This is a genomic window from Pseudarthrobacter woesei (assembly GCF_055412745.1).
Genome location: NZ_JBVAYU010000003.1, coordinates 342,922 through 367,373, shown reverse-complemented (window position 1 = coordinate 367,373; position 24,452 = coordinate 342,922). Strand labels below are relative to the sequence as shown.

At 63.5% G+C, this 24,452-nt stretch carries 15 protein-coding genes and 2 pseudogenes; 6 read left to right on the top strand and 11 right to left on the bottom strand.

Going from position 1 to position 24,452, the window contains the following annotated elements:
- Positions 1-34 precede the first annotated feature (34 nt).
- Together ACZYZE_RS07090 and ACZYZE_RS07085 are read left to right on the top strand one after the other, a co-directional pair.
- A complete protein-coding gene (locus tag ACZYZE_RS07090) occupies positions 35-1,660 on the top strand; it encodes an HNH endonuclease signature motif containing protein (protein WP_463907068.1) in 1,626 nt (541 codons plus the stop codon).
- A gap of 213 nt (positions 1,661-1,873) precedes the next feature.
- Positions 1,874-2,005 (top strand): annotated as a pseudogene (locus ACZYZE_RS07085) (IS5/IS1182 family transposase); the annotation flags it as partial.
- 94 nt (positions 2,006-2,099) lie between these two features.
- On the opposite strand, the gene rsmD reads toward ACZYZE_RS07085, so the two are convergent.
- Genes rsmD through ACZYZE_RS07065 form a run of 4 tightly spaced genes read right to left on the bottom strand, consistent with a single transcriptional unit; the run spans position 2,100 to position 7,234 of the window.
- Complete coding sequence (gene rsmD, locus ACZYZE_RS07080; protein ID WP_463907066.1) at positions 2,100-2,732, bottom strand: 16S rRNA (guanine(966)-N(2))-methyltransferase RsmD; 633 nt, start codon at positions 2,730-2,732, stop codon at positions 2,100-2,102.
- A 30-nt stretch (positions 2,733-2,762) separates the two neighbouring features.
- The gene (locus ACZYZE_RS07075) at positions 2,763-5,051 is read right to left on the bottom strand and encodes an ATP-dependent DNA helicase RecG (RefSeq protein ID WP_463907166.1); all 2,289 of its coding nucleotides are present in this window, start codon (positions 5,049-5,051) and stop codon (positions 2,763-2,765) included.
- A gap of 31 nt (positions 5,052-5,082) precedes the next feature.
- Positions 5,083-6,144, bottom strand: a complete 1,062-nt coding sequence (locus ACZYZE_RS07070) for a DAK2 domain-containing protein (protein ID WP_463907165.1) — start codon at positions 6,142-6,144, stop codon at positions 5,083-5,085.
- 22 nt (positions 6,145-6,166) lie between these two features.
- Positions 6,167-7,234 (bottom strand): thiamine-phosphate kinase, encoded by a 1,068-nt coding sequence (locus ACZYZE_RS07065; RefSeq protein WP_463907064.1) that lies wholly within the window; start codon positions 7,232-7,234, stop codon positions 6,167-6,169.
- Positions 7,235-7,357: 123 nt separating this feature from the next.
- Between ACZYZE_RS07065 and ACZYZE_RS07060 the strand changes: the two genes are divergently transcribed.
- Entirely contained in the window at positions 7,358-7,945 is a 588-nt protein-coding gene (locus ACZYZE_RS07060) for a YdcF family protein (protein WP_463907063.1), read from the top strand.
- A 21-nt stretch (positions 7,946-7,966) separates the two neighbouring features.
- Here ACZYZE_RS07060 and ACZYZE_RS07055 read toward each other — a convergent pair whose 3' ends face one another.
- From ACZYZE_RS07055 to ACZYZE_RS07040, 4 genes and pseudogenes are all read right to left on the bottom strand, one after another.
- Complete coding sequence (locus ACZYZE_RS07055; RefSeq protein WP_463907061.1) at positions 7,967-9,235, bottom strand: glycosyltransferase family 4 protein; 1,269 nt, start codon at positions 9,233-9,235, stop codon at positions 7,967-7,969.
- Positions 9,236-9,241: 6 nt separating this feature from the next.
- Entirely contained in the window at positions 9,242-9,802 is a 561-nt protein-coding gene (locus ACZYZE_RS07050; RefSeq protein ID WP_463907059.1) for a hypothetical protein, read from the bottom strand.
- 48 nt (positions 9,803-9,850) lie between these two features.
- The gene (locus ACZYZE_RS07045; RefSeq protein WP_498049663.1) at positions 9,851-9,994 is read right to left on the bottom strand and encodes an LCP family glycopolymer transferase; all 144 of its coding nucleotides are present in this window, start codon (positions 9,992-9,994) and stop codon (positions 9,851-9,853) included.
- 29 nt (positions 9,995-10,023) lie between these two features.
- Positions 10,024-11,202 (bottom strand): annotated as a pseudogene (locus ACZYZE_RS07040) (DDE-type integrase/transposase/recombinase); the annotation flags it as partial.
- 530 nt (positions 11,203-11,732) lie between these two features.
- Between ACZYZE_RS07040 and ACZYZE_RS07035 the strand changes: the two are divergent.
- From ACZYZE_RS07035 to ACZYZE_RS07025, 3 genes are all read left to right on the top strand, one after another.
- Positions 11,733-12,005 (top strand): hypothetical protein, encoded by a 273-nt coding sequence (locus ACZYZE_RS07035; protein ID WP_463907058.1) that lies wholly within the window; start codon positions 11,733-11,735, stop codon positions 12,003-12,005.
- Between the two features lie 152 nt (positions 12,006-12,157).
- The gene (gene wecB, locus ACZYZE_RS07030; protein ID WP_463907057.1) at positions 12,158-13,330 is read left to right on the top strand and encodes a non-hydrolyzing UDP-N-acetylglucosamine 2-epimerase; all 1,173 of its coding nucleotides are present in this window, start codon (positions 12,158-12,160) and stop codon (positions 13,328-13,330) included.
- A gap of 3 nt (positions 13,331-13,333) precedes the next feature.
- Positions 13,334-15,061, top strand: a complete 1,728-nt coding sequence (locus tag ACZYZE_RS07025) for a DUF6270 domain-containing protein (protein WP_463907055.1) — start codon at positions 13,334-13,336, stop codon at positions 15,059-15,061.
- A 528-nt stretch (positions 15,062-15,589) separates the two neighbouring features.
- On the opposite strand, the gene ACZYZE_RS07020 is transcribed toward ACZYZE_RS07025, so the two are convergent.
- From ACZYZE_RS07020 to ACZYZE_RS07010, 3 genes are all read right to left on the bottom strand, one after another.
- Positions 15,590-18,274: an FG-GAP repeat domain-containing protein gene (locus tag ACZYZE_RS07020; protein WP_463907053.1), complete on the bottom strand. Its 2,685-nt coding sequence runs from the start codon at positions 18,272-18,274 to the stop codon at positions 15,590-15,592.
- Positions 18,275-18,628: 354 nt separating this feature from the next.
- Positions 18,629-20,068 (bottom strand): hypothetical protein, encoded by a 1,440-nt coding sequence (locus ACZYZE_RS07015; protein WP_463907051.1) that lies wholly within the window; start codon positions 20,066-20,068, stop codon positions 18,629-18,631.
- Positions 20,010-24,446 (bottom strand): glycosyltransferase, encoded by a 4,437-nt coding sequence (locus ACZYZE_RS07010; RefSeq protein ID WP_463907049.1) that lies wholly within the window; start codon positions 24,444-24,446, stop codon positions 20,010-20,012. Before ACZYZE_RS07010 ends, ACZYZE_RS07015 begins: the two co-directional genes overlap by 59 nt.
- Between the last annotated feature and the right edge of the window lie 6 nt (positions 24,447-24,452).

Genomic DNA, 24,452 nt, shown 5'->3' with positions numbered 1-24,452 from the left:
GCTAATTGTCAGTGCGTCCTGTTGTAATTGGGGTATGGATAGCCGGACAGTGTGGAGCGCGGACAGCAGGGCAGCCCTGGCGGCCGTCGCGGCGTCCGCTGCCGTGCTGGCTGGCCTCACCGGCGCCGCCGCTGACCACTCGGATCCGCCAGGCGCCGTCCCGCTGCGGGACGTCGATCCGCCCGACGCCGATCCGCTGCGGGATCTGGCCGACAGTTGCCTGGACGGTCTCGCCGAGGTGGCCCGGCTGGAGGCCCGGACCGCCGCGCTGAAGGTGCGGCTCGCCGCGGACTACGTGCAGGCCACCAGGGCCCTGGCGCCACCGGCGGCGTCCCCGCAGGAACACACCATGCAGGAGATGGCCCTGACCGCCGAGGTCGCCTGTGTCCTGACCGTCAGCGAACGAACCTCCCGAACCCTCCTGGCCGGCTGCCAGGCCCTGGTCACGGGACTGACGCTGACCCTGGGAGCACTGCAGGCCGGGACGATCTCCTGGGCCCACGCCCGGATCATCATCGAGGAAACCAGCACCCTGGACGCGGCCGGGGCGGCCGCACTGGAAGCACACTTCCTGGACCCCGAAGCACCGGACCCCGCCCGCGGATGCCCGGCCGGGGACCTCGTCCCGTCCCGGTTCCGGGCCAAAGCACGCACCTGGCGCGAACGCCACCACCCGGCCAGCATCGAAGAACGCCACACCACAAGCACCGAAGACCGGCGGGTCGACTACACCCCGGACCGGGACGGCATGGCCTGGCTCTCGGCCTACCTCCCGGCCGATACCGCCGCAGGAATCTGGGAACGGACCACCGCCGCCGCCCGCGCCCTCCAAAACCCCCACGAGGCCCGGACCCTCACCCAACTCCGCGCCGACATCACCGCCATCTGGCTCCTCACCAGCGGAACGGCCGGCACCGGCATGGCCGGCGGCGTCCCCTCCCCCAGGGCGCAGGTCCTGATCACCGTCCCGGTCCTGTCCCTCCTCGGCGCCACCAACGAACCGGCCGTCCTGGACGGATACGGTCCCATCCCGGCCTCCATGGCCCGCCGCCTGATCGCCGACGGCGCCGGCTCATTCCACCGCGTCCTGACCGACCCCCGGGACGGCGCACCCCTGGAAATCGGACGCACCAACTACCGCCTCACGAAAGCCCAGCGTCAATGGCTCCGCCTCCGCGACGGCAAATGCCCCTTCCCCGGCTGCAACAACCTCTCCCTGGACAACGAAGCAGACCACCTCCTGGCCTGGGCCGACGGCGGCACCACCGGCATCTCCAACCTCGGCCAAACCTGCCCCAGACACCACCGCCTCAAACACGGCTCCGCCTGGACACCCACCGGAGCCAGCAAAGACCACCCGCCAGGGTGGACCTCACCGTCAGGACGGCACTACCCCAGCGAACACCAGGACTGGGAACCACCCCACTGGCCACACCACCTCCCGGCCACAGACACGGACGCGGACACAGACACAGACATAGACACAGGCCCGGACACGCTCCTGGACCAGGGCCCGCCCCCGGACCCCCTCCCGGACTGGCACCAGTTCACGGCCGGGCACCCCTGGCCCGCCGCAGACACCGACGCCCCAGGCCGGCCAGCACACCTCGACGACCCCTTCCCGGAACTCTTCGCGACCGCACTGAACCACGGTATCTGATCGATCAGTTGCAGGCCGTTCAGCGGGCGTCCAGCCAAGTTGTTGACACGGGCACGAGGGCGCGCCGCCCAATTTGAGGGCTGGGTTCTTGAAATGGTGGACGGGTGCCACGTACTGCCGTTTTGACCGATGATCAATGGGCGCTGATGGAGGAACAGATGGAGGAACTGATGCCGGACTCGTCCGGCATCAGGGCCGTCCGCACTGCTGTAAGACCCCGTTGACCACGCGATCGGAAGGTCCCGCGGCGGACTGACCGCGAAGATCCACCAGCTCTGCTACGGCAAGATGCGACGCAAGACGCGCCCGTTGGTCATCCTGCTCGGTCCCGGCCAAGGTGGTGATTCCCGGTGTTCCCGAACCTCGCCCTCACCTACCGCGGCGGCGTCGTCGTCCTTCGAACCATCATCATCTGGCCCAAAGAATTCGGGGACACGCCCTAGACGCCGTCGGGTTTCTCTGCCTCGTCCGGGCCCTCGTCCGGACCCTCCTCAGCGCCCTCCTCGACGCCCGGCTCGGCGAACCAGAGCCTGGTCTCCCCGTATTTTCGTTCGGCAAAGCGCTCCATACGGTCGGGCCACGTCGGCTCGGGCGTCCGCGACGAGCGTTCGACCACAACGACGGCGCCCTCGGCCAGGTGCGGTGCGAGCCTAGCCAGCACCTCGGCCAGCGCAGGCTCCTCCAGCGGGTAGGGCGGGTCAAGGAAAACGAGGTCCCAGCGGACGGCTTCCATGGTGCGGTCCAGGAATGATTCGACCTTGGAACGGTGCACGGAGACCACTTTGCGGCGCGCGACGGTGTTGACGAGGTCCGCGTTGCGCTGGCAGACTTCGCTGGCCTTGGCATCGAACTCCACGAGGTCCACCGAGGCTGCTCCGCGGCTGGCGCTTTCGACGCCGAGGGATCCCGAGCCGGCGTACAGATCCAGCACGCGGGCGTCCGCCACCACTTCGAAGGCATCCAGCCGGGAGAAGAGCGCCTCCTTGACCCGGTCCGTGGTGGGGCGGGTCAGGGATCCTGGCACGCTGACCAGCGTGGTTCCGCCCGCCGCGCCGGAGATGATGCGGCTCATGGGCGGGCCCCGGTTGATGCGTGGATTTTGTTAGCCGCGTTCAAGGAACGCCTCCTTCTCGGGGTTCAGGTAATCGTCGATCGCCTCGGCAAGTCCGGGGTGCGCCGCCAGCGACGGGTCGGCCGCCACAATCCGCTGGGCGTCCTGCCGGGCCAGGGCAATGATGTCCTCGTGTTCGAGCACCCGCAACAGCTTCAGCGTGGACCGGCCGCCCGACTGCGAGGCACCCAGGATGTCGCCCTCGCGGCGCAGCTTGAGATCCTCCTGGGAAAGGACGAAGCCGTCAGTGGTGGCCGCGACGGCGTCGAGCCGGCGGCGGCTGGGATGGCCGGGCTCCAGGGTGGTGACCAGCAGGCAGGTGCCGGGCAGCCCGCCGCGGCCCACCCGGCCGCGGAGCTGGTGGAGCTGCGAGATGCCGAACCGGTCGGCGTCGAGGATCACCATAAGCGTGGCGTTGTGCACGTCCACCCCGACCTCGATCACCGTGGTGGAGACGAGGAGTTTGGTCTGGTTGGCGGTGAACGATGCCATGGTATCGGTCTTGAGCACGGGGTCCTGCCGGCCGTGCAGCGGCGCCACCGGCACCCCGGCCAGGGCGGGTTCGTCCCGTAGCTGTTCGACGACGCCGGTCACCGACGCCAGTTCGCGCGCGGCGTTGTCGCCGTCGAGGTCCGCTGCGGACGGTTCGGCCTCTCCTGGACTGAAGTCGCCGTCGTCGTCGGTGCCGATCTTGGGGCAGACGACGTAGACCTGGTGGCCGGCGTCGATCTCCTCCCGGGAGCGGGTCCACAGCCGGCCGAGCCAGGCGGGGTGCTCGGCGAGCCCCACCACATGCGTGGTGATCGGCGCGCGGCCCGCCGGGAGCTCGTCCAGGATGGAGGTTTCGAGGTCGCCGAACACGGTCATGGCCACGGTCCTGGGAATGGGGGTGGCGGTCATGACCAGCAGGTGCGGGGGTTTGCGGGCCTTGGACCGGAGCACGTCGCGTTGTTCGACGCCGAAGCGGTGCTGTTCGTCGACGACGATGAGGCCCAGGTCGTAGAAGGAGACGTTGTCGCTCAGCAGGGCGTGTGTGCCGATCACGATTCCGGCCGTTCCGGAGGCGGCATCGAGCATCGCCTGCTTCCGTGCCGCGGTGGGCATGGAGCCGGTCAGCAGGGTGACCTGGACGGCGTCGGGGCCGAAGCCGCCGAGCATACCGTCGCGGGAGAGCGGTCCGAGCGTGCGCCGGATCGATTCGTAGTGCTGGGCGGCCAGGACCTCGGTGGGGGCCAGCAGGGCCGCCTGTCCCCCGACGTCCACCACCTGCAGCATGGCGCGCAGGGCCACGATCGTTTTGCCGGAGCCCACCTCGCCCTGGAGCAGCCGGTTCATCGGCGAGTCCTGGGCAAGCTCACCGGCGAGGGTCTTGCCGACGGCGGACTGGCCGGCGGTCAGCGTGAACGGCAGCTGCCGGTCGAAGGACGTCAGCAGGCCGTCCGGCACCGGGCGGCGGGCCGTAGCTTCCTCGGCAGCGAGCTGCGCGCGCCGCCGGGCGAGGGCGGACTGGAGCACCAGGGCCTCCTGGTAGCGGAAGCGGTCGCGGGCGCGCTGCCAGTCCGGCGGCGTCTGCGGGGCATGGATCAGCCGGTAGGCGTCCGCCACGGGCAGGAACTTCTCCCGGGCGGCGATCCCGGCCGGCAGCGGGTCGCCGAGGACTTCCAGGTCCACGGTGTCCAGGAGTGTGGCGATGACCTTCTGGATGGACCAGCTGGTGAGCTTGGCGGTGGCCGGATAGACCGGGATGGGCATGGCCGCGAGCTTTTCCGGATCCATGTCCGGGGTCTCGGGGTCCTCGTCGAGGAGCAGGAAGTCGGGGTTGGTGAGCCCCAGCGAGCCTCCGTAGCGCGTGACCTTGCCGGAGAACATGGCCCGCCGGCCGGGCTGGAGTTCTGCTTTGGCCCGGAAGCCGTTGAAGAAGCTCACCTTCAGGGTGCCCGGCAGCCCGGTTCCCGGGGCCCGCGCGGCACCGGCTCCGCCGGTTCCCGGGGCTCCGGCGTCGTCCGAAATTACGACGTCGGTCAGGGAACCGCGGCGGGCGCGCATGGGCCGCGTGCTGTTCGAGACCACCCGGGCGATGAGCGTCACTTCCTCATCGAGCGGGACCTCGCTGATGGGGGTCAGCTCGCCGCGGCTCAGGTAGCGGCGCGGGAAGTAGTTCAGCAGCCCGCCCACCGTGGTGATGCCGAGGTGTTTTTCGATGACCGCCGCGGAGCGCTTGCCGATCCGCCGTTCGAGGCCGAGACCCAATTCGGCATTGTTCACTTCAGCGTTGCTCATTTCAGCGGTGTCCGCTGTGGCCCGGCGCAGTTCAGCGTTCATGTCCGTCGGGGACCTGTACCGCGGGTTCGGGGACTTGGCGGGGTTCGGCGTCCGGCAGGGCGAGCTCGCTCACCGAGATGTCCGAGGGCTCGCCGAGGGAACGGATCAGGGCCACGGCGGGTTCGGCGTGGGGCACATGGACGTGGACGCGCCAACGGTAGGCACCTGACGCGTCGGCCGCGCCGCCCACCTGGCTCATGATCACCGAGTCGCCCATTTCGTCGAGCCGTTGGCGCATCATGGCGGCGTCCAGCGGCGACAGCGTGATGGTGCACATGACTTCCACACCCTCGTCCCGCGGCATGCCGGCGTGGATGTGCGGGTCCTGGACGTCGTAGCCGTGCAGGCCGTCGAAGAGCTCGCCCTGGAGTTCTTCGCCAAGGATCGCGGAGCGCAGGCAGTCCAGGATCAGCAGCATGCCGACGCCGCCCGCGTCCACCACATGGGCGGCGTGCAGGGCAGGGAGCTGGTCCTCGGTGCGGATCACGGCTTGCAGGGCGGCCTCGACGGTGGCGTCCAGCGCCAGCCCCAGCGTGTGGTTGCTGTCGTCGCCGTCGTGCGCGGAATCAACGGCGGCCGCAGCGCGGGCGGCCGCCTCCATCACCGAGAGCATGGTTCCCGGCACCGGGTCGCTCAGCGCGGACCAGGCCCGGATCTGTGCCCGGTTCAGCGCGGCGGCCAGCAGCGGCGCGCTCAGCCGGTGGTGGCCGGCCAGCGGCTCGGCGGCGGCACAGAGGAAGACGGCGAACAGGGTGCCAGAGTTGCCGCGGGCCTGTTCCATCGCCGCCTGGCCGGCGCGTGCCAGGACGGCGCCGACGTCGTTCTTGGCCGGATCCGTCGGGCCGACCAAATGCAGGGCCGGATCCGCGCTGACCTGCGGTATCGCGGCGGTGTCCGTGGCTGCGTCGTGGAGGGCGCGGACCGCGGCGCGGACCGTCAGGTAAAGGTTTGTGCCGGTGTCGCCATCGGCGACGGGGAAGATGTTGATGGCGTTCAGGCGGTCGCTGTGGTTCCCTAGCGTAATTTCCGCCTTGCCCAACCACCGCTTCATCGCTTGCGCGTTGGCGGCAATCTTAGTCTGCAAAGTGATCCCATCCCCCAGTGTCAGCGGGCCGGCCCGCGATCTTGACGCCCGTGCTGTCCGTTGGTGCAGGGGCTTCTACCGAGCCTATCCCAGTGAAACCGGGAGGCAGCTGAATACCTGCGGGGAATGTGGCGAGCAGCCCGTGGTCCTCCCCGCCGCCGAGGACCCAGGCCATGGGATCGGCGCCGAGCAGTTCCGCGGCGGGCAGCAGCGGCTCTGCCAGGTCCTTGAGCGCCGCGGTGTCCAGGTTCAGCACGGCGTGGCTGGCCGCGGCCAGCCGGTTACCGTCCCGGACGAGGCCGTCGGAGATGTCCATCATGGCCGTGGCGCCGGCGTTACGGGCCTGCGGACCGGCCGCAAGCGGCGGCTGCGGCCTGCACTGGGTGTCCAGCAGGGCCCGTTGTTCCGTTGTCAGGGCGTGGACGGGAACGGCCGACTCGAGCAGGGCCAGGCCGGCGGCGGCGCGGCCGACGGTGCCGGCGAGCGCCAGGGTATCCCCCGGGCGGGCGCCGGAACGCAGCACCGGGGCCATCCCGTCGAGGGTGCCGAGGATGGCCACGCTGACGGCCAGTTCCCGTCCCCGGCCGAGATCCCCGCCGGCCACGGCGCAGTCCGGGGCGCCCAGTTCGCGGATGCCGGCGCTTAGCCCGTCGGCGAAGTCTTCCACCCAGGACACCAGGGTGTGCGGGGGCATGGTCAGGCTCACCACCAGGGACGTGGCGCGGGCTCCCATGGCGTTGATGTCGCTGAGGTTCTGCGCCGCGGCCTTCCATCCGACGTCGTAGCCGGAGGTGCGGTAGCCGTTGTTCCACTCGAGCCGGAAGTCCTGGTCCGCCACCTGCGTGTCGATGCTGACCACCGTCCGCCCGTCCGGTGCGGCCACGATCGCGGCGTCGTCCCCGGGGCCGAGGATGAGCGAGGGGTTTTCGGCCGGGCCGCGGTGCAGGCGCGGGAAGATGCGTTCGAGGAGTTCCGACTCGGAGAGCTCGGCGACGGTCAGGGGTGGGGCAGTCTGTGGCGGAGGGTTCAGGGGCGGTTCATTCAGGCGATCGGGCACAGCCCTACGCTACCGCGAGGGAGTGACGGCGAAGCCTCGCGCCGGTTTGCGGGCGCCGCCGCCGGCCGCCCGTCCCGGTGGTGGTTTTCCCCGCAACACATGCTGCATGCGAGACTCATACGCATGCCCCCGCCGTTGCCCGCCTTGAATCCCCTGGGTGCTCGGATTCTTGCCTGGATTTCCGGTGCCGTCCTTCTCTGGCTGGTTTGCGCCTTCCAGCTCTTTGTCAATGTGGATCCCCTGAGCGTCCACCGGACCGATGCCGTCATCATGCTCGGCGGCTCGGCGGCCGAACGGCTGCCGGTCGCGCAGCAGATTCAACGTGACTACAACATCCCCGTCCTGGTCCTGTCCCACACGGACACTCCCGGCAACAAAGCGGCCGATTCTGCCTGCAACTCCGCCGCTTTCCCGAGTGCCCAGCTCCTGTGCTTCCGGCCCGACGAGTACGACACCCGCGGCGAGGCGCGCGCCATCGGAAGAATCGCCGAGGCGAACGGCTGGAAGTCCGTCACGGTGGTGACGTCCAGCTATCACGTTTCCAGGGCGCAGCGCCTGATGGAGCAATGCACGACGGCGGACGTGCAGATGGTGAACTCCCACCCCAAGCTGAGCTTGGCGCAGTGGTTGCGGCGGTTCGTGATCGAGACGGGCGGACTGTTGGACGTGTCACTGCGGCCGGAATGCACGGTTCAGCGGGCAGCACCGTAACCAATGATACGACGAGCCGCGTTACCGCTGAGTGGCTGGCGCTTTGCTCAGGAGTTCTGAAATGAGCTCCATGTACTTTTCCGCCAACTGCGTGTAGTCGGCGTGCTCCTTGACCCATTGGCGGCTGGCATCGGAACGGATCAGCCTCGAGCGGTCCGCGGCCAGTTCGCGCCACAGCGCGGCAACGTCCTCCGGGGTGCTGGGCACAATATCGCCAGCCTCCGCATCCTCGATAATACGGGCGGCCTCGCCCTTGACGACTGCCGTGACATGGCGGCCGACGGCCAGGACCTCATAGGTCTTGGATGGAATGGTGGTCTCGAACGACTTCCAGTCATCCCGTAGCGAGACAATGCAGGTGTCCGCCGAGGCATAGCGGTCCATAACGTCCTGGCCATGCAGCGACGGATGGAACGTCACGGGAGCTCCAAGCTCGGCTGCCAGTTTTTCCAGAGCAGGGCTCTGGGTGCCATGGCCCACGAGATGCAGGTGCATGGCATCGCCCACCAGCGCACTGGCCCGGATTACCACGTCCAAACGCTGGCTTTCGCCGTGGTTTCCAAGGTAGAGGGCCTCGAAAACATCCCGCTCCGGCTCCGGGGATCCCAGGAACGGAATGGTGTCAACATGCAGGCCGTTGCTCACAGTAGTGACATTCTTCAGTCCCCGGGACCGCAAGGTGTCGGCGAAGCCTTCAGTCACCGTGACCACAAGATCGGCCCGCTTCTGGACGAACTCCACCGCCATTTCGACGATGCTCTTCACGCGGCCACGCACCATCCGGGAATCCCTGGCCAGGTCCGGCCAGGCGTCGCGCATTTCCACGATCAGGGGAACCCCCCGCAGCCTGGCCAGCACATAGCCGGCGGCGAGGATCGGCAGACTTGGGGCCGTGGCGATCACCACGTCCGGCCGGCGCGTCAAGAGACCCAGAGGCACCGACAGCGCGGCCGAGAAACACTGATCCAGCAATCTGGCCAGGTGCGAGTTGCCGTGAGGCAAATACGGTACCCGTCGGATCAGCTCAGTGAACTGTCCTTTTTGCCGCCGGAAGGCACGTCCGGCAAGTTCGCGGGGCAGCTCACGCCTGCCAACCGGGAAATGCGCCACCGGAGTAACCACATCGAACTCCCAGCCGAAGGCACAGAATTCCCGCAGCAGGGCCGTCCATCGGCGCTGGGGCGGGCTGTTCTCAGGCCAGTAGGAATGTGCGAGCAGTGTCACCCGGGTGGCTCGGAGCTCGGCGGTGGTGCCTTCTTTTTCGGTGCTGGGTGCTTGACGCTGCGGCATGTGGGTCTACCTACCGTTCTTGGCAGCAGTGGGCCGGAGGCCCTTGGAGCCGAGGACACGGAAGTACGCAACGCCGCCCAGCAGGGCAAGAAAGGCCAGTAGTTGGATCATGAATGGGCTAAATGTCGCCGCGGCTGCCGCAGCCTGGTTCTCGGTGGCAGCTTCGGGCAGCGCGGAAAACGGGATCAGGCCAGTTGTACCTAAGAGCCGCGGGCATGCCGGATGTGGTGTTTCCAAGGTCTCCCCCCAAAGGCAAATCCAGTTCGGTACGTCGTGGTGTTCGTCGTAGAACTCTGCGCAAGCATCGCCTGGGCATAGCAACACCAACGTGTAATCATACCCGTCCACCCTAATGCCCTCTCGTGTGTCCGGATTCCGCAAGTAGGAACGGAGCGAATCGTCGGCAGGAGCCTTGCTGATGCCGTCAATGGCCGCGTCGTCGCGAAGAGAGATTGCGCGGGCACCGGCGGCAGCGCCATGCAAGGAACTCTCCGCGCTGATGTAGGGCGAGACGGTATCCACGAGGCTGCTGATTTTCCCCGGGTTGGCCGTGAGGAAAATGGTCATGAGCGCCTTCAGAAAGAGCTGCTGGATCTTGACACGCTGGTAGTCGCCTTAGCTGAACGCTTTGCGTTCCCGGACGAAGGTGAGTGTCTCTTCGCCGGTCAGCTGTTGCTTGCCCGCGGGGAACGAAAACTGTTTTGTGTTGAACGCCACGGGCACGTTGACGTTGACCCCGCCCAAGGCAGGCTCGACCACTTTGCTGTTATCGAAATTGAAGGCTTCAAAGCCATGAAGGCCCTCGCGTCAGGCAGGGAACCGAAGCGTTCGGGGAATGTGGGGGCGAACTTCAGCGATTTGAACCAGGCCTCGCTGTACGGATTATCGTTGCTGACCCGAGGCCGGGAATGGGACCGGGTCACCTCCGGGTCCGAGAGCAGCGCGGCGACTGTTTTGGACGTCATGGCGGTGCCACGGTCGGTGTGGACGATCTGTGGGATGCCATGGATACCGAAGATTTCCTTCATCATTTCCACGGCCAGTTCGCCGGACTCGTGGCATGGACATAGGCGCCGACAATGTAGCGGGAATTGATGTCGATCATGACGTAGCAATCGTAGTATTTGCCCTTGATCGGGCCAGCTAATTTGGTGATGTCCCAGCTGTTATGCCGACGTCGGCATAACAGCTGTAAACCTGTCCGGGCCCGGACGCAGCCAGTTCGGGAATGGCCCGGGCGGATGGCGTGCCTGTCGACGACGATCCTTGACCCGCCGGTTCTCCTCCAGGACGCGGTAGAACGTGGAGATTGAGCACAAATAGATGCCTTCATCCAGGAGCCGGGCATAGATCTGCACCGGCGGCAGGTCGATGAAATCCTTCGAGTTCACGATCGCCAGGATGTGGGCACGCTCTGCCGCTGAGAGCTTATTTTGCCGGTGCCGGGGCAGGCAGGGGGTCTTCCGCCGGGGTTCGGACTTTGCGGGTCGCCGTGGCCCTGGGGACGCCCGCAATCACGGCCGCTTCCCTGGTTGAGATGTCCGCCTGGGTGAGAGCGGCGTAGGCGGACATCAGGGTTTCTTGTACCAGGGCTGCTGCTCCGCGCTTTCGGAGATATCCTCCAAAAGCAGTCGTGCTTTTTCCATTATCGACAACGCAGCTTCAGTCCGTGCCAGCTTGCGTACACTCACCTCAAGCTGCCGACGTAGACGCCCGATTTCTGCCTGTTCAGCAGTGGGTTTGCCGATCTTTTCCCCAAGCTTCTTGCCGTCCAGGACGCCGGCGTCGCGGAGCTTGCGCCATTCGGTGATTTGGGATGAATACAGGCCCTCGCGGCGCAGGTAAGCCCCGCCGCCGGTGCCGTCGTCGCAGGCCCGTTGATACGCATCCAAGTACGCCAATTTTTGTGCCGGCGTGAACGACCTTCGAGAGGACGGCCCACCGGCGCGGGAGCCAGCATTGCTCATGGACCGATCTTCCCGCACCGGGGAAATCGTGGAGACAGACATTGGTGATGTTCCTGATTCTCGCCCTACGGATTAGCGAAGTTGCTACGAGCCGCTGGCCTCATCCAACCCTGACGTAGGGAACCCTTGTTCAATCGTCTGGGACTCGGTGTTGAAGCTACTGGCCAGGTTGAAGGCGTGTATCCCTGCACCGACACCTGCGACGAGAACTCACGCCACGACGGCGAGGAGCACGTTGAGCGCGGTTTTCTTCTTCTTCGTCCGGGACCGCTGGAGCTCGTGGGAAGGAGCCAGATATTCGGCGACAAAGACCATGTGCTGTATTCTCAACGTTTTCCACTAGCGGACAAAAATTGCTCGGCCTAGAAATGTCACTGCCACTTAGACGTCCAGGTTGAGGCGTCCGTGTGGACGGAGTACACGCCCAAGGGGCAGTGGTGCAAGAATTGAAGCGGACGCTGTGGACGTTTCGACAGCTTGCCCACGCCAGCACAACCGACGTAGCCCGATCAGATGAGGAGGAGAACGCCGTGGACGAAACACCAGCTACTCCCCCGCTGGTCGCGGCTCCGCGCCATTTGCGCAGGCGTTACTTTCACGAGGAGATTGCAGACGAACTCCTCGTCCCGGGCACCAACCCCATGGCCTTTCCCGCCAGTCCGCCGTCGAGGAAGGCTGATAGCCGCCCTCCCAAGCCGCCGCAGTCCAGGTACCAGCGGAAGCGTCTTATGGCCTTAATCCTTGTGGTGGTGGTGACACTGAGCATTCCGGCTCTTATCCTCGCACTGTTCCTGGCAGGCTGAATTTGACGGCCGTCGACCAACCAACCCGCGGCCACAGTGATGGGGCGGACCCTGCCCGAGGTAACTTCAGCGGCGCCAGGGATTCACTATTCGGAGTGCGGGTCACGTAGTCTTCATAGGTCCGCGGCCTAAATCTTTCGGGGGGAACCTTCATGCCCACAGTCATGCCGATTTTCGGCACCCGTCCCGAGGCAATTAAGATGGCTCCCATCGTTGCCGCTCTTCAGGAGTCCGATCTCTTCGATTGTGTCGTGACCGTCACAGGACAGCATCGCGAGATGCTGGACCAGGTCAATGACCTTTTCGGCATTGTCCCCGATCACGACCTCAATATCCTCCAGCAGCGGCAATCACTCTCCGCCATCATGACCCGGACCATTGACGGGCTGGACAAGCTCTTCGCCGAGAACAAGCCCGACGCCGTGATCGTCCAAGGCGACACAACGACGTCTACTGCCGGTGCCATCGCTGCGTTTTACCATGGAATCCCGGTGGTGCATGTGGAGGCCGGGCTTCGCAGCGGCGACCTCTTCTCTCCCTTCCCCGAGGAAGCCAACCGCAAGATCACGAGCCAAATCGCGAGCCTCCACCTTGCGCCCACGAGCGTCAGCCGTGCCAATCTCCTCGCCGAGGGCATCAATGCCAGCGATATCGTTGTCACCGGCAACTCGGTCATCGATGCCCTGCTAACCACTGTCGGCAAGCAGGTTCCCTTCACCGACCCCCAGCTCGAGGAACTCGCAGCCAGCGGCCGGAAGATCCTGCTGGTGACCACCCACCGGCGTGAGAACCAGGGCGATGCCATGCGCGGAGTTGGCAGGGCTCTGGCAAGGATCGCCGACGCCGAGCCTGATATGGTAATCGTCCTGCCGGCACACAAGAACCCCGTAGTCCGCGAAGCAGTGCTTCCCGCCCTCAAAGGCAAGCCCAACGTTATTGTCACGGAACCCCTGGCCTACGGCGAATTCACGCGCATGCTCTCGCTGTCGCACATCGTCCTCACAGATTCAGGCGGAGTGCAGGAAGAGGCCCCGAGCTTGGGCAAACCTGTCCTCGTGATGAGGGACAACACCGAACGCCCCGAGGCAGTGGACGCCGGAACCGTGACCCTGATCGGTACCGACGAAGAGCGCATCGTGAAGGAAGTCGACCGGCTCCTGCATGACCAGGATCACTTTGATTCGATGGCGAACGCGGTAAATCCTTACGGAGACGGCAGGGCCGCGGCACGTACGGTGGCGGCCATCGCCCAGATGCTCGATCTCGGTAGCCGCCTGTCTGAATTCGGCGATGGCCAGCCGAGCGATCTAGCCCTGCACATCTGATTTATGCGCCCTCTTAACGTCTTCGTCTACGGCGGGGGCCCCGCTGCAGCTCTAACAAACGAGCCCGCAAAAGGTTCGATGCGACGAAGCGGTTTCGTTTCACGCCAGTCCCTGATCAGCGCCTTTAGTGGACCCAGTGCGGCCACCATCGGACCCGCGTCATCGCTGCGACCCGCGGAAGTGCGCCTACTGAACGCCGACATCCGGGGGTCCCTCTGCGGCGATATTGCGGCCGCGGCCCACCAAACCGATGTTGTGCTGGTCGATCTTTTTGATGAGCGCTTTGGCGTGGAACTTCTCGGGGACGGAACCTACATCACCCGTTCCCCTGAGCGTGTGAACCGCGTTGCCACGGCCGGCGGCCCGTCCCGTCGGGTTGCGTTCGGAAACGATGTGCACTTCGAGCTCTGGCGTGCGGCGGCCGACCGTTTCGTTTCTTTTCTTGCCGGGATGAATCTCCTTCCGCACACGTATTTGCTTGATATCGCGTGGGCACATTCCGACGAGAGCGGACTCGACGCAGAACTACCCTTCGGTCTGACGTCTGCCGAAGCGAACACGGCCTTCGCGCGCTACGTCGACCATTTGCGGCACGCGGGGGTGCGCGTTGTCAGCCACTCGAATACGTGGACGTCGCGCGGACACAAGTGGGGGCCGACTCCCTACAACTTCCACGATGACGTCTATGCGGCCGTTGCCGCCAAACTCAACCTGGCGCTGCGAGCTGCAAGTCACAGCGACCCTCATGATACGAACGCTCGTCGCCGCACTCCCGAGCGGGACGACCGCCACCACGCAGCGGTGGTCAGGTGGAACACGGTTGACCAGTTCGACGCGCGCCACGAGGGCCGAGTTCAGCACGTCGTGGCGCCCGCCCCAGATCAGCTTCATCCCCTGCGCTGCTTCATCCAGAACAACAACTCCGACACGTTGTTGGTCATCAGCCATGGGGCCCTGCCACGGGAGAAATACAGCCTACCGAGATTCGAGTGGCTCGCCAGTCTGGAGAATCGAGCCGAGAACTTGATGTTCCTGGCCGACACTGCTCTTGAACCCCACGACGACCTGGAACTTGCCTGGTTCACTGGTAGCGCAAAGGACGATCTCACCAGCCGATATGCCGGGCTGGTATCTCAAGCTGCCCGGCAGCTGGGGGCAACGAAAGTCCTCTTCATGGGTGGTTCGGGCGGCGGGTTCGCTTCGCTCGCCCTCGCCGCCAAGACTCCTGGCAGCCGGGCCCTGGTATTCAATCCGCAGACAAATATTCGAAAGTACTGGGCCAAATCGGTTCGACTCTATCTCAGCCGCCTTTTCCCCGAGTTCGACTCCGCCGGCCAGCTCGGCATGTTGGGCGTCAGGGTTGACCTCGCCACCCGACAGGCGGCCGAAATCGCGGCCGACCATCAGATCCTCTATGTCCAGAACGACGACGACGGCCACCATTTGGTGCGCCACCTGGCACCCTTCGCCGCATCTCGGGGCATGGAGCCGTGCACGGGGATTTCAGACGACGGAAATATCAGGCTAATTATCGAGCACTTCGCCACAGGCCATAACATGCCCTACCGCGTGGTCCTGAATCCTTTTGTAGACCTTGCCCTGGCCAATTGGGGCTGCCCGCTCGGAAAAGATCCCCGTTCACCGGAGAACGTTGCCGTTTCAAAGCTTTGGGACGATCCGGTCTCTGACCGCGAAGCGTCAGCCGCGATCCCGGAACACGCACACAAGTAGAGTTGGTCTGGCTGGACACGATCTTTTGTGACGCCGAAACCGACGCGGTATACAAGCTGCGTTCAACAGCTTCACCAACGGAATGCGAGCTACCTTCACTATCCACTTCTATGAGCACCCGGCCCAAGGTTATGGTGTCCTTGAAGGCTCGCACATCGATCGTGTGAAGAACCCCAACAAACAACCCGGTAGGCGAGAGCGGCTCTTCGCAGATTCAAGTCGAAGTTTGGACTTTGGCGATTGTGCAGCAGTTGTCCGCATTTCCATGGGCGACGACGATCTCTACCTGCCAGGCCATCTGGACCAGATCTCATCTCTTGCCAATGTTGTCCTCCAGGAGACCCCAAATTCCCCGTCCACGGTGGGGATGTACCACTGCTATTTGGCCCATGTCGGTGACGGTGTCAGCCGGATGGAGCAGGTGAGGCTGTGCGGCTCGCTCCGAGTATTCGTGCGGAAGAACGGAAATATCATCGACCGGACACCCACTCTCGAGCTCGTCTGGGAGCGCGGTCGCTATCCACTCGGTCAGGTGCTCGCGAGCTTGTGGCTCTTGAGGAGGAATGGGTAACTGAGATTCCGACCCACTGAACTCGGGGCGACGTCCGTGTACTTCACATTTCCCAATGCATCCAGCCAGGCGATGCCGTTAAGATCCGGCCGGTGCGCGTATACGGGGCTGAAAGCCGTCATTTCGGAGAAACCTCCCGAGCTGAGCCGGACCGGACTGGTTGTTACTCTTCCTCCGGACGTCCGGGAGTATCGGTACAGCGAGCCGGCCTGGTTGACGATCAGCGCCGCCGCGCTCGACCGTGAGGGAACGAGGAGCACCATTTTTCTTCCCTTCCAGCCGGACCCGATTGTAGTGGGTGACCCCAAGGCGCCGGCGCTGAGTACGGGCCACGCCTTGAGGAGCCCGCTGGCATCTGCAGCGATGACGGACAGGGCCGTGCCCCACATTCCTACGGTCAGATTAACCGCGTCCCAACCGGTGTTCACCAGAACCGTCGGAGGCAAGAATCCGCCCTCCGGCAAGCCGCGATGGAGTTGGAGGGACCCGTCAGCACGGTTCGTCAGCACGTCCAGGGTTCCATCGCCGTTCCAGTCCACAACATGCGCGGATCGCACGAAACCGCCAAATCCGGAGTCGGCTCGAATCGGGCCGCCGTATGCTCCATTGCCTGAGGACCGGCAAACGTACAGCCATCCGTTCGGGCCGACCGAGACCAGGTCCGCGGTCGAACGTATCGTGGGCTTTTGCACCGCATCGATTTCAACCACATTGGTACCGTTTTCAGCAAAAAACAGCCGGCTTTGCTTGTTGACGACCATTTCGGTGTAGGCGCCGCGGAGGATTTCCTTCCGGGTATTCCGGGAGGTACTCAGCAATGTCACCGTGCCGCCGCAGAGATGGGCGATACCGTTTGCCTTGGGGAGGTAAGCGATGGTGCTCGTCTTGTACCCGGCAGGTGCGGAGCGGTCGAGGAGCCGGTAGGTCGCAACTACCGAGCCGCTGCCCTTGTTGAGCCTTAAGATTCCGTTATTCGTGCTGACGTAAAGCACGCCTCGAACAAGTATTGGGCTGTTGATCTCGACCTCGCCCGTTAGAGCCCGTTTCCAGAGGAGTCTCCCCTGCGGTACGTTCCAGGCAAACACATGGGCGGGTTTGGTGTCGTCCGGGGCGCCGTAACCGCCCTTGATTCCGGTTGTTCCGTAGACAATGTCCCCTTCGCCCACAAGGCCCAGCACGGATTGTCCCGGGACAGGGCCACTGACCACCTTGATGTCTGCATCATTTGCAGGGTTCAGGAATGCAAGGGCACCACCTGTATGCCCGTACTCGGGAATGGTTCCGGCCACCACCCTGTTTCCTGCATAGGCCCATGCGATGGGGCGGGACTGATTATAGACGTCCCGCAGTTCGATGAGTTTCGTGGCAGTCCTGGTTTGAGGATTGAACCTAAAGAGCACCCCGCCGGTGTAGGAACCCACGTAGGTCGTGCTGGCGTCGTATTCAAACATGCCTTCAATTTGCCCGATGCCTGTCCCGTGGGCCGATCTCCATGTTGTACGGGCCGAGATTTCAACGCTGCCGATTCCATCGCCGGTATAACCGCCGAAGTAGATTTTGTTCTCGGATGCCGAGGCCAGCAGGCCCTGCAGCTTGAAGGTCTGGGCTGCGAAATCCACTCTTACGTCTCGCAGGACAGATTGCCCACCGACGGAAACCCTAACGGATCGGTACTGGCCTTCTCCCCCGCAAAGAATGTTCACCAGGGTGTCTGCGCCCGAGACCTCCAGATCCATAGCCCTGGCCGTGTCCGGAACCAGGCACACAAATGATGCTTCCAGGGTTCCCGCGCTGATACGCATGAGCTTGTGTACGCCGACTGTGTTCCACACGGCGTAGACATCCGGTCTGCCGTGTGATGATGCGCTGGTCATTCCGGAGGGCATCCACGCCCAAGGTACAGACATCCAGGTGTCTGTTGATGTTTTGTAGACCCTGAACTTGACCTGTCCGTCGCCCCCGTCGAAATACACAAAAAGGAGGTCGCCGTGCGCACGCAGTCGCTGCACAAACCCCTTCGCTGCAGCATCCGGTATCCGGATTTCACGTACCTTATCCGGACTGTCCGTGTGCCAAGTGAAGATGGACGGTGCTTGTACGCCGGTGCCTGCGAATACGTTGTCGGCGGCATCGATGGCCAGAGCTCGAACGTATTGCGTGTCAGCGCGAAGACGTGCCGTATGCAGGGTTGCCTCGGTGACGGGATCGAATCGTGTGGCGTTCCCCGTTGGGTAATTACCGTTCCAGACTCGCCCCTTGGAATCGGTAGCAACGGCAAACGATGCATTCGTCGACTGCGGAGCCACGGCATAGGCATCAACAAATGTCCCGGACAGTGCCACCCGCTTCACGGTGCTGTCCGCTCCGAACGCCAACAAGGAGCCCGTGACCGCTTCGTACGAGGCATTACCGACGCCGCCGCCCTGGCCGGGAAAAGGCGTGAGCGATTTCTCCCGAATTCCAGTGGCCGCGTCAACAATTTGGAGCTGGTCGGCAAGTCCGGTGCACCCGCCGGCGATCTTGAGGCTTCCCCCGCCTGTTCGGAAGAAACTGGCCGTCGGGTCCGGAACGCTCGAGAACACGTTGCCGTAGCGCCTGAGGACAACCGACGGTTCTATTCCGATCGTGGTCAGGGAAATCACGGGTCCATTGGCGGTGTCTAGGGACTGCAATCCGACGGCGGCGCTCGCACCTGTGGCCGGGCGTCCGAGTGCCGCGCCGGTTCCGGCCGCAAGGGCAAGGGTCAGTACCGTTCTTCGTCCGAGGACGGGGTAAGTGGACGCCGGCCGGCTCTGAGCCTCATGCATTGCTGTCGATCCCTAATGGACTGAGTTGCGAACGGTTAAACCTCACCGGTTTCACTGTGCGCCTGTTGGTAGTGCCGAGTGAAGCTTCCCATTGAAGTTCCTTCTAGAGACTAGTTGCCGTGACTGGGATACGACGCCGAATCCTGGCGGCAGAAGACGCAATTTCAGCTCAGGATTAACAACGGATTTTCAGACCCAGTGCGTGGTGAAGGCCTGGACGGAGTCCGAGGCGTCGCGGCGGAAGACCCTCGCCCGCACGTGGCCTTCGTTCGGAGGCAGCACAAACGAATACTGAACGTCCTCAGAGTACTGACGCTTCTCAAGGACAGACGTCTTTCCAACAAGATGAACGGCTAGTTTCTCCCCCTGCGCGGGCCAACAGCGCAGAGTCACAGTCTCATTGCTCCGGTTAAATGCATACGGCAGTGGGTCCTGCCGGGTGCCGAGTTCGAAATCCAGGGCCTCCGCCGCCAACAGGTGCTTGAAGACCCACCCGATCTTGCTATGCGGGACGCCGGGGAGGACGAGGCTGGAGACGTTGTAGCCTGCGTCCCGGGCGTCGTCCGTCAGCGGTCCCACATGGGAGGCCAGATGGTGATCGCCTGAACCAACGGCCACTCGGATCGCTGTCCGTCGCTGTCCCCGGAGCAGAATCCCCCGTGCCCATTCGTTCAGGGACTGCCTGGATTCTTCAGAGGCTTCCCCCGTCATGAAGTTCAGGATCCGGGGCGCCGCATTGAACAGATAGTCGCCGACCCTGTACTGGGGAGCTCCAAGTAATACTCGCCCTACCCCCAGCGTGACGCCGTGCAACAGGGCAGCCGTCCCGCCCTTCGATGAACCTGCAAACATGACGTCACTCAAATCGACATCCAGTTCATTTACCAACTGGGTCAGGAAGTTTTGCGTCTCAAGAAATATCGAGTCGTCCCCGTGATCCACCCAGTAGTAGGAACCCTGGCGCCCAAAATCATCCAAAACGAACGCCTTAGACAAATTGTTACCTTCGACCGTAGCGCGGTAGTTGAAGGTAAAGTCATATTCGGCTCCGATGGCTGAAAATACAACGAGGAGCTTTTTTGGTGACTGCTCGGAAACAGGGCCTTCCAGAATGTAGTTGAGCGACCGTCCAGACTCATGCCGACGCCAGCCCCGACCCGCCCTGCCCACTCCGCGATCCTTCAGCAGGAACCCGTCGAACCTCAAGGAAATCCTGATTTCGCCGCCGTGTCCGCCGAGGACCACGCGCTGATTCTGCGACGAAGGTTGTGAAACAGAGACGGCGGCAGCCGACGTGGATTCGACGTGCAATTCAGCGAGCTGCACGTCCTCTAACCAGAACGCGACACTATGACCATGCGCAACAACCCTGGCCCCCTGGGGCACGGAAATTTTCAGCCCCCAGGTATTGTCCGCAGCCACCTGGCACTCAACAGAAAGGGCATCACTGACCTCAGGTGGCTGCTCCAACTGCCCGCTAGTATTTCCCCGACGGACTGATGGCCCCAATTCCGCTTCAACTGCCGCCCGGAAGGATTCAGCCAAGTAGTCCTGAGCAACGACGAACGAGTTAGCGTCCACGATCAGTTCCAGCGGCCGCACCCAATATCTGGTCGCAAAGAACAGCAAGTACGTCCCTATTATTGAACCGCTCGTCAACAAACGCCCTGGCCAGCGAAGCGGCTTCACGCCAGCTCTCCGCAGAGCTATTGGCCGTTATGATCTTCTCAACCATTTCCGGGACGCTGGCGGCCAGCCATGAGGTGGGATAAATCTGGTCCGATCCTGGCCAAGCCAGGCTGACGGGCACGGCGCCCGCAACTGCACCGTCAGCCAGGGTCAGATGGAATGACTCGAAGTCACTCACGGAGAGCACAATGCCGATCTTTTCGTACCACTCCGCCATGTCGTCACCGTGCGGATCGAAGGTGACAGCGCCTGCCAAATCGGGGTCGGAGACAATCCGCGCGTATTGCTGCTCGTAATACTGCATTTCCTCAGGGCGGCCCGCCATCCAGGCGAAATCCTCCGGCCGTTTGCCCTTCAGGAACAGCCGGTAACGGGGCTCCACCGTGCGCAGAGCCTTGAGCACATCCAGAGCCCGATCAAGATGTTTCTGCGCTGGTACTATCCCCACCAGTCCAATACAGAAGCGAGCGCCATCGGACTTAGTGGCAGGGCGTGTGTCAGTGTCGACCGGGTTCGGCACGACTATCAACTTGTTTCGCGGCACATTGTGGTCCCGCATCGCTATGTCTGCAATGTGCTGCCCGACAAAAATCACGGAGTTGATGTTCCGGAACCGAAGGTCCTTCAAGAACGGTCTGAAAAGTTCCTGCGAGTGCACCCTTGTCACCAGCCGTTGATGCGGCAGTTTGTTGGAGGAGTACCACAAGGCATTTCCAAGTGCCCACTCGCAAAAGATAACGTCAGCATCCTGAAGCAGCGCCTGGCTCTGCTCCACATCATGCTTGTTGTGGTCTAGCCAGCGATCAAGAAGGACTTTGTGTCCGCGCTGCGTGAGTTCATCGACTATTCCTGTTGCGAACTTCAAGTCGTGTCCTGCGATGACCACCGTCTTGGCGGCGGTGTCACTTTCAGCCCGAAGGTTCGGTTCGTGCCCGCGGACCAGCGGACGGCGCATGGCGAGGTCTGTCGACGGAGTGACCTGGTGGACGGCTTCGAGCCGGGGCAGCCCGATGTCAGGGCGCACAGGCTGGGCAAGTCCCAGACCGCTGACATTCAGTTCGGCCTCGGTGAAGCCGATGCTGTTCCAGGTGCCAAAAGTCGCGGCCGTGAGGAGATCTTCGAAGACCGTCCGGTCACCAAGGTTCGAGGGTAGGGTGCCGAGGAAATCCACGCCGGCATCTGCTGCCTGCTGACGTGCGTGGGCGAAGTCGTCAGATCTCCTCGTGTTCCCTGGACCGCCCTGGCCCGGACTGAAGATGAGGTGTGGTTGCACGGTTTGCAGTCGAAGAGTGGCGAGTCTCTCCGGGCTGGCCTCGTCCAGGAACACGGCGTAAGACGGGGGTTCCGGCGCTCGAACAACCAATCCTGCGGTTCGGAGCATATATGCGAGCCGGTGGGCCGCCGTGTGACCACGGTGGATGAGCCTGTAGGCCAGCCAGGCGTCGCGTGCCCGGATGTCCTCGTTGGCCATCCACTCGCCCATAAGCAGTTCGGCTTCGTCCGTTCCTTTGATGACGGGGACCAGACCGTTCAGGACTTCCCGCACTCCTCGACCAGTGCCGCTGACAACAGCACCGCCTGAAGCCGCGATTTCCATTACTCTGCGCGAGAACATCGTAGGAGATGCGTCCACGGAGTTAACGTTCACGTGGACCGGGTAAGCCTTGTAGGCGTCCACCATGTCCGGATAGCTCAGCCCACCCCTAACAAATCTGTCGAGTTCGGGCGGGAACCGATACGGACTGTCGGGGTTCAAGTGCTGCCGGTCATAGACCGCGAGTCCGAAGTCTCGGGCGGCGGTCAAGAGTCGGGAAAGTTCGGCTGAACGTTTGGGGTATTTGTCTCCGTAGTACGAACCGGCATAAGTAACGGCATGCTCGTACGGCCGTTTTGAGGGCAGGATGTTGTGAAGCCGGGGCTGAGCATAAAACGGCAGTGACGCAACTGTCCTCAGCCTGGAGCCTGCGCCCAACAAGTACTTTCGGATGGAGTCGGCATCCGTTGTGAATACGTGATCAAAGTGTTTCGCCGTAACCCTGAACCTGTTGAAGTGGACGGGGTCTTCCTTGTTCCAGAAAATTGTCGGCACACGCTGTGCGTTGCAATGCGAGAGCAGTGACTTCAGGACAGCGAACGACTCCTCTCCGTAGTAGCCCACTTTCTGGCGCCAGAGTCCTTCCACACCTTCCCACGCTGACTCGACGAGCAAGGCATCAATCGGCTGGGATTCCAGCTGATCACGCCACGTCTCGGGCCGAAGAACGACAAACTTCGCTTCCGGGAGAAGACCCTCGAGAGTGAACTGGTCAGCAATGATGCCAATCGTCTGGGTCTTGAGTCCCTGAGCGGGATCCGCTGACGAGACAACCTGGACGGCACGGTGAGCCCGGGCCGCTGCCCGGGCCGTCATCGTCCAGGTCCGCTCTTCAATGGTCCAGAGCCGCGCGCGGCGACCTATTAAGGTGCGAAGGTCGGGGTCGGCCACCAGCCGCTCGAGGGCGTCCGCCAAGGAGTCCGGGTCACCCGGCCGACACAGCAAAGCCCGTTGCTCGCTGTCCCCAGCGAGATCCCGTGAGGGACCCAGATCACTGAGGACAACGGCCTTGCCGCTGGCCATAGCTTCGAGGGGTTTAAGCGGGGAGACCATTTCCGTCACGGGAAACCGGCGCCGCGGACAGGGCATGACGTCGAAGAGGCTCAGGTAGTCGGCGACGGACTTCGCGGGCACCCTGCCGGTGAAGGTTACACGTTCGTCAATTCCCAAGTCGACGGCGGACTTCTTCAACTCGGGCAGTTGCTTGCCGTCTCCAACGATCACCAGCCGCACATCCAGGTTCCGATCCAGAAGGATTTTCGTGGCCGCCAAGAGATCGCCAAGACCTTCATAAGCGACTAGGCTTCCGGCATACCCCATCACAATCGATTCTTCTGGCAAGCCCAGCTTGTCGCGGAGCGAACGGACCGGCGGCATGGGCTTGAACTTGTCCGGGTCAACGGAATTGGGCAGCAGCCCAATCTTCGAGCTGTCCGCGCCCCGACGAACCAGTTCGTCTCGAACCTGGGTGGTGATCGCCAGAATCCGGTCAGCCTGTTGGACCACAAAGGTTTCGAGCTGCACGGCCAAGCGGTAGCGATCGCTCTGCGCCCACCACGGTTTGTTGGAAAGTTCCGTGATCTCCCAGATCCCTCGGACCTCGTAAACAAAGGGCAGCCCCAGTCGGCGGGCCGCGAGCAGCGCTGGAAGTGCCGTTACGTAGTTGGACGCGGCGTGGATGACGGCTACCCGGTTGCGCTGGGCTTCCCGGACAAAAACATCAGCTGCGTCCATCAGGTAGTGGTCCAGACGGTCAGCGCTCAGATCCGGGCCGGGGTTGAAGATGTGTGACACGCCGGCGACGTCACGCTCAAACCGCTGCTGCCCCGGGGCCGGCACATCAGTCACCGAATCCCAGGGATAGCCGGGCCGCGCCACCACCACGACGTCCTCGCCGCTGGCGCGAAGTCCGGCCACGAGTCCGGCTGTCCGGGTCGAATAACCGTTGCTGTTGAAGTGTCCGGTGCTGTGCGCGCAATACATTACCCGGCCTTGCTCAACCAAGTACCCGGGGTTGGGCTGGCGAGGAGACAAAAACAGTCCTGATTGCAGGAGGGCGTGCTGGCCCAGAATGTTGTCGAGGATCCGCCGTTCGGTCGCCGAAACGTCGGCAAGGTGTTCACCGTTGTCGAGGATTATCGCCGCCGGAGACGCTATGGCGCCGCGGACAAAGTACTCATGCATTACCAGCTTTAGAAACGTTCCGCGAGAGGGAGAGTCCCTGAACTCGCTTTGAAGCAGCTCTGACGTTTGGCCCGCATCCGGTGCAGACGTGACAACGGTTGGCGGGGACGCCTTCTCCTCCGGGCCTGGTGCCACGCGAGCGTCCTGGACCCGTTCCGCCCTGGCAGACGGCGTCGCATTGAAGCCCGGCATGGACCGAATCAACGACGCCAGGAGCGAGGGGAGTCGTAAGAGCGCCCGCACGGGCCGGATAATTAGCTTCCCGAGCCGAAGGCTTGCGGACGTACGCAGCCGCCGGAGCGTGGACTTGAGCTCGACGTTCTCCTTGCTTGCAGCTGAGAACTTCCCCTTGAATTCGTCACGGGCACGTTGCATGGCCCGCAGGTGCTTTTCGAGGTCGTCGATGTTGCGCGTCTGCCGGGCGGAGCGTTTGACCAGCCGCTCGTAATCTTGGATCAGGGAGTCAATATCCTGCGTGTATCGCCTGCGCTTGGCCAGATTTACCGCCGACGTCTGCGCCACTTCATCAGAATGTTTCATTCCCTG